The sequence below is a fragment of the Paracoccus zhouxuedongae genome, assembly GCF_041927815.1.
In the GTDB taxonomy this organism is placed as follows: domain Bacteria; phylum Pseudomonadota; class Alphaproteobacteria; order Rhodobacterales; family Rhodobacteraceae; genus Paracoccus.
Genome location: NZ_JBHFHM010000001.1, coordinates 1 through 11,714 on the forward strand (window position 1 = coordinate 1; position 11,714 = coordinate 11,714).

An 11,714-nucleotide genomic window follows, 5' to 3' on the forward strand; every position below is an offset into this window, starting at 1 on the left:
ACACCGAGCAGATCTTCACCAATCCGCGCGATCCGCGCACCGAAAGCTATATTACCGGACGTATCGGGTAGGGGGACAGGGGCATCATGCCGGGACATATTCAGAACGCCTTTGACCGCGATCTGTCCGAACTGCGCGGCGAATTGCGCCAGATGGGGGCGCTGGTCGGCACTGCCATGCACGACGCCGCCCACGGGCTTGAGACGCGCGACGTCGCGCTTGCCCGTCAGGTGCGGACCGGCGACCGCGCCATCGACGCGCTTGAGGATCGGATCAACACCGAAACCGCCCGTATCATCGCCCTGCGCCAGCCGGCGGCCAGCGACATGCGCTTGGTGCTGTCGGTGGTCAAGGCGGCCGCCAGCCTGGAACGGATCGGTGATTACGCCAAGAACATGGCCAAGCGGACCGAGGCCTTGGTACAGGTCGATCCGGTCGGCAGCACGGCTGGCACGCTGCGGCGGATGTCGGCGGTGGTGGAAAAGATGCTCGCCGACGCACTGACCGCCTATCTGGATCGCGACGCCGATCTGGCCGATCAGGTGCGCGCCGCCGATGCCGAGGTCGACCAGATCTATTCCAGCCTGTTCCGCACCCTGCTGACGCATATGATGGAAGACCCGCGCTGCATCTCGGCGGCGATGCACCTGCATTTCATCGCCAAGAACATCGAACGCATGGGCGATCACGTCACCGCCATCGCCGAGGAGGCGATCTATCTGGTGCGCGGCGAACGCCCCGATGATGAACGGATGAAAAGCGACACCACGGCGGGCGTGATCGTTCAGTCTGGCGACTGATCGGCGCCAACCACGGCAAAGGCCGCCTCAAGATCGTCCAGCGCCGCCGCGATCCGGCGGCGTTGGTCATCCGACAGCCGCGACAGCGCGGCCTGCTCGCCCGCGACCATCTGCGGGGTCAGCGCATCCAGCACGGCCCGGCCCGCCGTCGTCAGATGCAGATGGTTCACGCGCCGGTCGGTGGGGTCGGCGGCGCGCGCGATCCAGCCGCGCCCCTCAAGCGCGGCAATGGCGCGGCTGATCTTCACCTTGTCCATCGCCGTCAGCACCACCAGCGCGCTGGCCGTTGCCGCGCCTTCGGTCCGAAGATGCGCCAGCACCCGCCATTCCGCGCGCGTCATGCCAAAGCCGTCGCGATAGATCGGGATCATCGCGCGGCTTAGCCGTTCGGCCAGACGGTTCAGGCGAAAGGGCAGGAATCGCCCCAGATCGAAATTGTCCATGCCGCCTTTTACCCCGTCGCTGCCTACTGCAAAATAGTTGCATATGAAACTAATTCTTCCTATACCGGATTACGGGCAGGGAAGGGAGGGGCCATGTCAGACGCAACGCCACGGGCGACAAGCTGGATCGCGACGGCCAATGCGCCCGATTGCGATTTCCCGCTGCAAAACCTGCCCTATGGGGTGTTTTCGCTGCCCGGCCAGGCGCCGCGCTGCGGGGTGGCGATCGGCGACCGGATCGTCGATCTGGCCGCGTGCGAGGATGCGGGCCTCATCGCTGCGGGCGGCACGTTTTCCGATCCCTCGCTGAACGCTTTCATGGCGCTTGGTCCGCAGGTCTGGGCCGATGTGCGCGCCGCGCTGACGGACCTGCTGGCCCAGGGCGGCAAGCTGGATACGCCGACCGTGGCGATGGCCGATGCCACGCTGCACCTGCCCATCGAGGTCGCGGAATACACCGATTTCTACGCCAGCAAGAACCACGCCTTCAATGTGGGCGTGCTGTTTCGCGGCCCCGAAAACGCGCTGCCGCCGCAATGGACGCATATGCCCATCGGCTATAACGGCCGCGCCTCGTCGGTCGTCGTGTCGGGCACCGACATCCGCCGCCCGATGGGGCAGTTGAAAACCGAGACCGGGCCGATCTGGGCCGCCTGCAAGCGGCTGGATCTTGAGCTGGAGCTGGGCGCGATCGTCGGCCAGCCCTCGGCCCTGGGCGATCGGGTCAGCGTCGATCAGGCCGAGGCGATGATCTTTGGCTATGTGCTGCTGAACGACTGGTCGGCCCGCGACATTCAGGCCTGGGAATATCAGCCGCTGGGGCCGTTTCAGGCCAAGGCTTTTGCCACCACGATCAGCCCCTGGATCGTCACCACTGCCGCACTGGCGCCGTTCCGCTGCACGGGCGCCGAGCATGTGAACGACCTGCTGCCCTATCTACATGGCAGCCGTCCCGGCCTTTACGACCTCAACCTTGCCTGGTCGCTGAACGATCAGGTCATGGCCCGCACGAATTACAAGGTGATGTATTATTCGTCCGCGCAGCAACTGGCCCATCACAGCGGGTCGGGCTGCCCGATGCGGGTGGGCGATCTGCTGGGTTCTGGCACGATTTCCGGCCCCACGCCGGATTCGACCGGCGCGCTGTTGGAGATGACGCAGGGCGGCAAGACCCCGGTGCAGACCGCGTCCGGCCCCCGCACCTTCATTCAGGACGGCGACACCATCGCCCTGCATGGCCACGCCCAGGGCGATGGCTATCGAATCGGCTTTGGCCCCTGCATCGGCACCATCCTGCCCGCCAAGGAGTAAACAATGTCCAAACAATTCGCCTCGGCTGGCGATCTGACCGAAAAGACCATCAGCTTTACCGAAATCGGCCGCGGCCTTTACGCCTTTACCGCCGAGGGCGACCCGAACAGCGGCGTCATCATCGGCGATGACGCGGTGATGATCGTCGAGGCGCAGGCGACCCCACGGCTGGCGCGAAAGGTCATCGAAAACGTCCGCAGCGTCACCGACAAGCCGATCAAGTTCCTGGCGCTGACCCATTACCATGCCGTGCGGGTGCTGGGCGCCAGTGCCTATGGGGCGGAAAACATCATCATGTCCGACGCCGCCCGCGCCATGGTCGTGGAACGCGGCGCCGAGGATTGGGCCAGCGAGTTCGGCCGCTTCCCCCGCCTGTTTCAGGGGCATGAGGAAATCCCCGGCCTGACCTGGCCCAGCCTGACATTCGACGGCCGCCTGTCGGTCGATCTGGGCAATCGCCGGGTTGAACTGATGCACCTGGGCCGCGCGCATACGGCGGGCGACATCGTGGTCTGGGTGCCGGACGAAGAGGTGATGTTCACCGGCGATATCGTCGAATATCACAGCGCCTGTTACTGCGGCGATGGCCATTTCGCCGATTGGGGCGACACGCTGGACACCATCGCCAGTTTCGATCCGCGCGCCATCGCGCCGGGCCGGGGCGATGCGCTGATCGGGCGGGATGCGGTTCACGCCGCCATCGAGTCGACCCGCGATTTCGTCGACAGCACCTATCGCCCGGCGGCCCGCGTCGCCGCACGGGGCGGGTCGCTGAAAGAGGCGTGGGACGCCGTGCGCGCCGAATGCGACCCCAAGTTCGCTGACTTTGCCATCTACGAACATTGCCTGCCCTTCAACGTCGCCCGCGCCTATGACGAGGCGCGCGGCATCGATACCCCCCGCATCTGGACCGCCGAACGCGACCGCCAGATGTGGGAGGCGCTGCAAGGCTAAGCGGAACAAGGGGAGGGGAGGCCCATGACCGCACAGACGAAGATCTTTGAAACGCCGCTGTATCCCTATGCCCGTCACGCCGATCAGGCTGCGGCAAGCCCGGCGCGGCACAAGGTGGTGGTGATCGGTGCCGGTCCCGTGGGGCTGGCCGCCGGGATCGAACTGGCGCAGGCCGGGATCGAATGTGTCATCGTCGATGACAATGACAAGGTGTCCTGGGGCAGCCGTGCGATCTGCTTTGCCAAACGGCCGCTGGAAATCCTTGACAGACTTGGCTGCGGTCAGCCGATGGTTGATCGCGGTGTGATCTGGAACACCGGGCGCGTGTTCTTCGACGACCGGCAGGTCTATGATTTCAACCTGTTGCCCGAAACCGGCCACCGCTTTCCGGCCTTCATCAACCTTCAGCAATACACGTTCGAGGCCGAACTGCTGAACCGCCTGCGCGCCTTGCAGGCGGCCGGCTCCAGCGTTGACCTGCGCGGCGGCAACCGGGTGACGGGGGTGACGCCGCAGGCGGACGGGGTGCGGATCGCCATCGACACGCCCGACGGCCCCTATGCAATCGACGCCGATTGGGTGATCGCCTGCGACGGCGCCTCCAGCCCGGTGCGGGGGATGCTGGGTCTGGATTTCGTGGGCCGGGTGTTCGAGGACAATTTCCTGATCGCCGATGTCATCATGCAGGCGGATTTCCCCACCGAACGCTGGTTCTGGTTCGACCCGCCCTTCAATCGCGGCCAGTCGGCACTGCTGCACAAGCAGCCCGATGGCGTCTGGCGCATCGACCTGCAACTGGGCTGGAACGTCGACAAAGAGGCGGAAAAGCACCCTGACCGTGTGATCCCCCGGCTGCAAGCGATGCTGGGGCCGAACGTGCCGTTCACGCTGGAATGGGTCAGCGTCTACACCTTTCAGTGCCGCCGGATGGAGGCCTTCCGCCATGGCCGGGTGCTGTTCGCCGGTGACGCCGCCCATCAGGTCAGCCCCTTCGGCGCGCGCGGGGCCAACAGCGGCTTGCAGGATACCGACAACCTGATCTGGAAGCTGAAACTGGTGATCGAGGGTCGCGCCCCCGACAGCCTGCTGGACAGCTATGACGCCGAACGCATCCACGGCGCGGATGAGAACATCCTCAACTCATCCCGGTCCACCGATTTCATCACACCGAAATCCGAGATCAGCCGCATCTTCCGCGATGCCGCGCTGGATCTGTCGGAACGCCACGCCTTTGCTCGGCCCTTCGTGAACTCTGGGCGGCTGTCGGTGCCCTGCACATATGACGGATCTGCGCTGAACACGCCCGATGCGCTGCCCGGCGGCCCCGCCCGGACGCGCCCCGGCAGCCCCTGCGCCGATGCGCCGGTGGGCGATGGCTTCCTGCTGGATCACCTGAAGGGCGGCGATTTCGTGGTGCTGGCGCTGAACACCGATGCGCCGGACGGGATTGGCGCTGTCGGTATCCCCGCGCGCACCCTGCGCCTGCGCGCCGATGCCGATCTGGCCGCACGCTATCTGGGCGATGCCCCGGCCGCCGTCTATCTGATCCGGCCCGATCAGCACGTCGCCGCCCGCTGGCCGGCCTATGACGCGGGTGCCGTCGCTGCCGCCATCCGCACCGCAACGGGGAACTGACATGACCCTGATCCTGACCCCGAACCTGACCGGCCCCGATGATCTTTATGCCGATCTGCTGGCCGCCCATGACGGGCTGAGCAAGGCCCAGTCCGACGCGCTGAACGCGCGGCTGATCCTGATTTTGATGAACCACATCGGTGACGCGGCTGTGCTGCGCGCCGCCATCCAGGCCGCGCGCCTGAACCAAGGGGGAACACCATGACCAACCTCAAGATCGACCACATCCACCATGTCGCCTATCGCTGCAAGGACGCGAAAGAGACGGTCGAGTTCTACACCAAGATGCTGAACATGGACTTCATCCTGTCCATTGCCGAGGATCGCGTCCCCTCGACCAAGGAACCCGATCCTTACATGCACCTGTTCCTGGATGCGGGGCAGGGCAATGTGCTGGCGTTCTTTGAACTGCCCACCAAGCCCGAGATGGGCCGCGATCCGAACACCCCGAAATGGGTTCAGCACATCGCCTTCAAGGTCAAGGACCGCGAGACGCTGGTCGGCTTCAAGGACCATCTTGAGGCGAATGGGGTCGAGGTTCTGGGCATCACCGACCATTCGCTGTTCCATTCGATCTATTTCTTCGATCCGAACGGCCACCGGGTCGAACTGGCCTGTCCCGACCCGCAGGAGCAGGCCATGCTGGCCCGGCTGGACACGGTGAAATGGCAGATGCTGGAGGAATGGTCGCAGACCAAGCGCGCCCCCAAACATGCCGACTGGCTGCACGCCAAGGAAATGTCGAAGGCATGATGGCCCGGCCCGTCCTTTACGATTACTGGCGCAGTTCCGCATCCTATCGGGTGCGGATCGCGCTTGCGTTGAAGGACATGGCCTATGACCGGGTGCCGGTCGATCTGGTCGCGGGGGATCATCGCGCCCCCGCGCATCTGGCGGTGAACCCGCAGGGGCTGGTCCCGGCGCTTGCCATCGACGGGCTGCTGCTGACGCAATCGCTGGCGATCATCGACTATCTGGACGAGACCCGCCCGGCGCTGCCGCTGTTGCCCGACGATCCGGCAAGCCGCGCGCGGGTGCGCGCCATCGCCCTGGCCATCGCCTGCGAGGTTCACCCGCTGTCAAACCTGTCGGTGCTGAACCGGATCGAGGCCCTGGCCGGACCCGAGGCTCGCAGCGCGTGGAACCGGGATAACCTGCACCAGGGGCTTACGGCGGTGGAGCGCCTGCTGGATCATCCCGCGACCGGGCGGTTCTGCCATGGCGATGCGCCAGGGCTGGCCGAATGCTGCCTGATCCCGCAGCTTTACAACGCCCGCCGCTGGGGCGTCAGCTTCGACCATCTGCCGCGCATCGCCGCTGTGTCGCGCGCCTGCGCAACCTTGGGCGTGATCGCCAGTGCCCATCCCGACAATTTCGACCCGGCAAGGGGTTAGGCGCCGCTGATCCGCGACCGGATGCGGGCGCGCACCTCATCAGGTTCGCGGCGCACGGCGTCCAGCATCCGGTGCAGATCGGCGCGCATTCCGTGCAACTGGTCGACCAGCGACAGCACCAGCGACAACGCATCTTCATCCAGGCCGAAATCGTCGCACAGGTCGCAGGCCAGCTCCATCCGGGTCAGGTCGATCTGCGCGAAAGCCGGGCCTTGCGGCGTCTGGATCGGGCGGATCACCTGCTGGCTGACAAAGGCGGTCAGCCGCGGGCGGGTCAGGCGGGCGACGGCGGCGATGGCCTCGTCCTCGGTGAAATGCCGGGTCATGCGCGCCCCCCTTTGCGCGGGTCATAGCCGTGGTTCTTGCGCCAGCTTTCGATGAAACGGGCCAGATCGTCGTCAATGGTCTTGGGCATGACGATCTTCAGCTCGATCCGCTGATCGCCGCGCCCAGCGACACCGCGCCCGCGCAGGCGCAGGGTCTGGCCGGAACTGGCGCCTTTCGGGATGTTCACCGCGACCGGCCCGGCGATGGTGGCGACCTCGACCTTGGCCCCCAGGATCGCCTCGTCCAGGCTGATCGGCAGGGTGGTCAGAATGTCGTCGCCGTCGCGCGAAAAGGTCGGGTGGTCGCGGACGCTCAGCGTCAGATAGGCGTCGCCCGCAGGCCCCGCGCCCATCCCCGCGCCGCCCTTGCCGCGCAGCCGGATGGTCTGGCCATCGGTGGCACCGGCGGGGATCGTCACCTTCAGCGGCTGGCCGCCTTGCAGGATCACCTCGACCGCGCCGCCCTGAACGGCGGTCAGAAAGTCGATCTCGACCCCATAGCGGTGGTCGGGGCCGGGCATGTCGAAGCTGCCGCGCGACTGACTGCGGCCTTGCCGGGCCTGCGCGCGGGCGCCGAACAGATCGGCGAACACATCCGACATGTCGCCGAAATCCTGAAAATGGCGCGCCTCGCCATAGGGGTTCGCGCCCGCGCCTGCCCCCGCATGATCGCGGTAATACTGGCGCTGCGGGCGTTCCTGACCGCTGGCGTCAACCTCACCCCGGTCAAAGCGCGCCCGCATCTCGGGGTCTTTCAGCAAGTCATAGGCGGCCGACGCGGCCTTGAACCGCTCGGCCGCCCCGGCGTCGCCGGGGTTCAGGTCGGGGTGATTGTCCTTGGCCAGCTTGCGATAGGCTTTCTTGATCTCGGCCTCGCTGGCGGATTGGCTCACGCCCAGAATGTCATAGGGGCTTTTGTCCATCTTCCTCATGCCCTTGGTCAGGGATCAAGATTGGCACGGCCCGCGCCGATTTCAACTGTCGGGCCAGCTTTCCAGCGCCGCGACAAAGGCCGTCAGCCACGCATTCGAGGTGAAGCCGTCCAGCACCCGATGGTCGATGGTCAGCGTGACATAGGCCATCGGGCGGATGACGATGGCGTCCGACCCGTCGATGGTGCGCACCACGACGCGCTTTTCCAGCTTGCCGACGCCCAGGATCGCCGCCTGGCCCGCGTTGATGACGATCGGCGCGGCCAGCAGCGATCCCGAAACCCCATGGTTCGAGATGGTAAAGGTGCCGCCCTGCATATCCGCCGGGGTCAGGCGGCCCTCACGCGCGCGGCTGGTCAGGTGGTGCAGCCCGGCCGCGATGCCGCGCAGCGACAGATCCTGCACCCGCCGCAGCACCGGCACGACAAGGCCATTGTCGCCAAGCGCCGTGCCGATGCCGATGTTGACGTCGGAGAACACCTCCAACCGGTCGTCATGCCAGCGGCTGTTCACCTGCGGCACGGCGCGCATCGCGGCGGCGCAGGCGGTCAGGATATAGGGCATGAAGGACAGGTTGATGCCGTCGGCGGCGAAGGCGGCCTTGTGGCGGGCGCGGTGGGCGGTGATGGCGGTGAAATCGGCCTCGAAGACGGCTGTGACCTGCGGGGCATCGGTCAGCGATTTCACCATGTTGCGGGCAATGGCCAGGCGCATGGCGTCATGCGGCACGTCGCGGCCCTGGGTCGCGGGGGCGGGGCGATGGCCGGGGGCAGCGGCCATGGGCTGCGGCGCGCTGCGGGCCACGGCTTTGGCGGCCTCGGCCGCCGCCATCACATCGGCGCGCGTCAGCCGCCCGTCGCGGCCCGAACCGGACAGGCCAGTGGCATCCACCCCGGTTTCCGACAGCGCCTTGCGCACAGCGGGGGAATGGCGCGTTTCGACCGGTGCCGCAACGCGCGGCGCGGGGGCGGGGGTGGGGGTGCCCACGGCTGCGGGTGCGCCCGCATCGCCCGCATCGCCCGCGCGCATCCGGCCCAGCACGGCGCCGGGGTCGGCCTCGGTTCCGGGCTTCATCACGATCTCGGCCAGGATGCCCGCGCAGGGGGCTGGCACCTCGACCGCCACCTTGTCGGTTTCCAGTTCGACGATGGGTTCGTCGGCGGCGACGGGTTCGCCCACGGCCTTCAGCCAGCGGGTGACGCGGGCCAGCGTGCCTTCCTGTTCCAGCGGGACACAGATGTCGGTGGTCATGTCAGAATCCGATCAGTTCGTCGATCTTGGCGCGGATCGCATCGACGCCCGGCACGGCGGCATTCAGCAGCGCGGGCTGGTGCGGGCTGGGGATGTCGGGCATCGCCAGCCGCGCGACCGGCGCATCCAGATCCATGAAGGCGTCATTGGCCACGACGGCGGCAATTTCCGCGCCGAACCCGGCGCTCAGGTTATCCTCATGCACGATCAGGCAGCGATGCGTGCGCCGGACAGATTCCAGCACCGCGCCCTGATCCCAGGGCATCAGCGTGCGCAGGTCGATCACCTCGACGCTGCGACCCTGGGCCGCTTCCTCACACCGGGCGACCATACCGCCCCAGGTGACGATGGTCATATCCTCGCCCGGCTGGGTGATGCGCGCGCGGCCAAACGGGATCACGAAGTCATCGCCCGGCCAGGGGCGGCGCGCGCTTGCAGCGTCCAGCATGGCGCGGTGTTCAAAGAAGATCACCGGATCCTGCCCGCGCAACGCGCTGCGCAGCAGGCCCGCCGCATCCTCGGCATTTGACGGTACGGCGACCATCCAGCCCGGCGAATGCACAAAGGCGACTTCGTTGCACTGGCTGTGCCAGGGGTCGCCGGCGCGCAGAAAGCCCCCCGCCAGCCGCACCACCATGGGCGCGGCCCAGCGGTTTGCGGTGCGCCAGCGGATCGTGCCGGTGTCGTTCAACTGCTCGGTCGCCGGGTCGGCATATTTGCGGAACTGGATTTCCGGCACCGGCATCAGCCCGGCGCAGGCCATGCCCATGGCGCGGCCGATGATCCCCTCCTCGGACAGGGATGTGTCGAACACCCGCGCATCGCCGAACTTGTCTTGCAGGCCCAGGGTCACGCCGTGGACGCCGCCCTTCGGCCCGATATCCTCGCCAAAGACCAGCATCCTTGGGTTTTCCGACAGTTCCTGTTCCAGCACGCGGCGGATGGTCGATCCCATGTTCAGCCGCTGGCCCTCGGGCTGGGCCGTCTCGCAGCCCTTGCGGTTGCCGGGCGGCAGACCACCCATGCGGGCGGGGGTGCCTTCAAAGAACCGGTGGCTGGCGACTTGCGACGGGTCGGGCAGGGGGCGGGCCTCGGCGGCCTCGGCGGCGGCGCGGGCGGTCGCTTCGGCCTCGGCTTCCAGCCGTGCCCAATCGGCTTCCGACAGGATCGCGGGCACCAGATGCGCGCGCAGGCGTGGCAACGGGTCGCGGGATTGCTCATCGGCCACGAAATCGGCGGGCTTATAGGTCTGGGTGTCCTGAAAGCTGTGCCCCATCAGCCGGGGCACCCGCAGGCGCAACAGGCACGGCCCCTTGCGCGACCGCACATGGCCGACCGCCTGACCGATCAGCCGCGCGGCCTCGGCCGGGTCGGTGCCGTCGCCGGACAGGATGTGCAGCCCGCCGAAACTGGCCAGGTTCGCGGCAATGTCGCCCCCCGGCGTCTGGAACCGCGACGGCACGGAAATGCCATAGCCGTTGTCCTCGACATAGAACAGCATCGGCAGCTTCTGCGTGGTGGCGATGGTCAGCGCCGACCAGAACCCGTTCGACGCGACCGACCCATCCCCGCCAAGCGCCACGGCAATCGACGTGCCATGATCGGCGGAACCCAGTTCGCTGGCATGATATTCCAGCGCCTGCGCCCAGCCGACGGCCGGCGTGTATTGCGTGCCAACGCCGCCCGACATCGGCAGCGCACTGCATCCGGTGAGATTCGGAAAGTTCGAGGTCACGCCGATGTCGCGCCCCTCGGAATAGCTGTCCATGCGGCCCATGGCCGAAGCCAGGGCCTCCTCGGCGGTCACGCCAATCGACAGAAGCATGGGGCGCGACCGGTAATAGACGCCGACCGCATCATGCCGCCCGGTCAGATGCTGCCCCAGCAGGACCTGCGCCAGGTCATGCCCGCGCGCGCTGAACTGATAGCGCATCTTGCCGGCGGGGATCAGTTCGCCTTCCTCAAGCGTGTCCAGCGCGCGTGACAGCAGCACCAGCCCCGCCGCGCGTGCCCAGTCGGGACCATCCGCCGGGCTGCGCCCCTGTCGCATCGCCGCATCCTTGCGCGCCAATCCCATGATGATCCCCCCTGTTCTTCCCTTGGGTCAGGATAGGGCGGCCGCCTGCGCGGGGGCTTTCAAAGCAGCGCAGAAACCGGCAGGATATGATATGGACAGTTCGCAAGGTGACAGATCATGATGAAATCAGTTCAACTGACTGATCTGGATCGGCGCATCCTTGCCGCGCTGCAACAGGATGCCAGTCTGTCGCAGGCAGAGCTGGCGGCGCGGGTCGCATCCTCGCCCGCATCCTGCTGGCGGCGGGTGCGGGCGCTGGAACAGGCGGGCGTGCTGGGCCGGGCGGTGCGCATCGTCAGCCCGCGCGCGGTGGGGCGCGGGCTGGATGTGTTCTGCCAGTTGCGGATGAAGGCGCATGACACCGCCACCCGCCGCGCGTTCGAGGGGTTTCTGACGACGCTGCCGGAAATCGTCTCGATCTATTCCACCTCGGGCGAATGGGATTACCTGATCCATTTCGTCGTCACCGACATGGCCGAATATGAAAGCCTGCTGATGCACCGGGTGCTGGCGCAGGATTGCGTGGCGCAGTCATCGACGACCTTTGCGATGAAGCGGATCAAATCCACGACAGCCCTGCCGGTCTGACGC

The 11,714-nt window shown here is 66.8% G+C and carries 13 protein-coding genes; 8 read left to right on the top strand and 5 right to left on the bottom strand.

Translation table 11 applies throughout. The features are described from left to right. The first annotated feature begins 83 nt into the window (after window positions 1-83). A complete protein-coding gene (phoU, locus tag ACEYYA_RS00005) occupies window positions 84-800 on the top strand; it encodes a phosphate signaling complex protein PhoU (protein ID WP_374797378.1) in 717 nt (238 codons plus the stop codon). On the opposite strand, the gene ACEYYA_RS00010 is transcribed toward phoU, so the two are convergent. Further along, window positions 785-1,243 (bottom strand): MarR family winged helix-turn-helix transcriptional regulator, encoded by a 459-nt coding sequence (locus ACEYYA_RS00010; RefSeq protein ID WP_374796280.1) that lies wholly within the window; start codon window positions 1,241-1,243, stop codon window positions 785-787. The two genes, phoU and ACEYYA_RS00010, sit on opposite strands and share 16 nt — an antisense overlap. A gap of 93 nt (window positions 1,244-1,336) precedes the next feature. Here ACEYYA_RS00010 and fahA point away from each other — a divergent pair, with 93 nt between their 5' ends. From fahA to maiA, 6 genes are read left to right on the top strand one after another with little or no spacing between them, the layout of a single operon-like run. Further along, the gene (gene fahA / locus ACEYYA_RS00015; RefSeq protein WP_374796282.1) at window positions 1,337-2,554 is read left to right on the top strand and encodes a fumarylacetoacetase; all 1,218 of its coding nucleotides are present in this window, start codon (window positions 1,337-1,339) and stop codon (window positions 2,552-2,554) included. 3 nt (window positions 2,555-2,557) lie between these two features. Beyond that, window positions 2,558-3,508 carry an MBL fold metallo-hydrolase gene (locus ACEYYA_RS00020; RefSeq protein WP_374796284.1) on the top strand — a complete coding sequence of 317 codons (951 nt, stop codon included), beginning with the start codon at window positions 2,558-2,560 and terminating at the stop codon, window positions 3,506-3,508. Between the two features lie 24 nt (window positions 3,509-3,532). Beyond that, the gene (locus ACEYYA_RS00025) at window positions 3,533-5,143 is read left to right on the top strand and encodes an FAD-dependent oxidoreductase (protein ID WP_374796286.1); all 1,611 of its coding nucleotides are present in this window, start codon (window positions 3,533-3,535) and stop codon (window positions 5,141-5,143) included. Between the two features lies 1 nt (window position 5,144). Beyond that, complete coding sequence (locus tag ACEYYA_RS00030) at window positions 5,145-5,348, top strand: DUF2783 domain-containing protein (RefSeq protein WP_374796288.1); 204 nt, start codon at window positions 5,145-5,147, stop codon at window positions 5,346-5,348. After that, window positions 5,345-5,896 carry a VOC family protein gene (locus ACEYYA_RS00035; protein WP_374796289.1) on the top strand — a complete coding sequence of 184 codons (552 nt, stop codon included), beginning with the start codon at window positions 5,345-5,347 and terminating at the stop codon, window positions 5,894-5,896. Before ACEYYA_RS00030 ends, ACEYYA_RS00035 begins: the two co-directional genes overlap by 4 nt. After that, entirely contained in the window at window positions 5,896-6,537 is a 642-nt protein-coding gene (gene maiA / locus ACEYYA_RS00040; RefSeq protein WP_374796291.1) for a maleylacetoacetate isomerase, read from the top strand. Before ACEYYA_RS00035 ends, maiA begins: the two co-directional genes overlap by 1 nt. Here maiA and ACEYYA_RS00045 read toward each other — a convergent pair. The 4 genes from ACEYYA_RS00045 to ACEYYA_RS00060 are packed head-to-tail and all read right to left on the bottom strand — an operon-like array spanning window position 6,534 to window position 11,096. Further along, on the bottom strand, window positions 6,534-6,863 hold the full coding sequence (locus ACEYYA_RS00045) for a hypothetical protein (protein WP_374796293.1): 330 nt from the start codon (window positions 6,861-6,863) through the stop codon (window positions 6,534-6,536). The genes maiA and ACEYYA_RS00045 overlap by 4 nt on opposite strands. Then, entirely contained in the window at window positions 6,860-7,786 is a 927-nt protein-coding gene (locus ACEYYA_RS00050; RefSeq protein WP_374796295.1) for a DnaJ C-terminal domain-containing protein, read from the bottom strand. The genes ACEYYA_RS00045 and ACEYYA_RS00050 overlap by 4 nt, the downstream gene beginning before the upstream one ends. A gap of 51 nt (window positions 7,787-7,837) precedes the next feature. Next, the gene (locus ACEYYA_RS00055) at window positions 7,838-9,046 is read right to left on the bottom strand and encodes a dihydrolipoamide acetyltransferase family protein (protein WP_374796297.1); all 1,209 of its coding nucleotides are present in this window, start codon (window positions 9,044-9,046) and stop codon (window positions 7,838-7,840) included. 1 nt (window position 9,047) lies between these two features. Next, entirely contained in the window at window positions 9,048-11,096 is a 2,049-nt protein-coding gene (locus tag ACEYYA_RS00060) for a transketolase C-terminal domain-containing protein (protein WP_374796299.1), read from the bottom strand. A gap of 144 nt (window positions 11,097-11,240) precedes the next feature. Here ACEYYA_RS00060 and ACEYYA_RS00065 point away from each other — a divergent pair, with 144 nt between their 5' ends. Continuing rightward, window positions 11,241-11,711, top strand: a complete 471-nt coding sequence (locus tag ACEYYA_RS00065) for an Lrp/AsnC family transcriptional regulator (RefSeq protein WP_374796301.1) — start codon at window positions 11,241-11,243, stop codon at window positions 11,709-11,711. The last annotated feature ends 3 nt before the right edge of the window (window positions 11,712-11,714 follow it).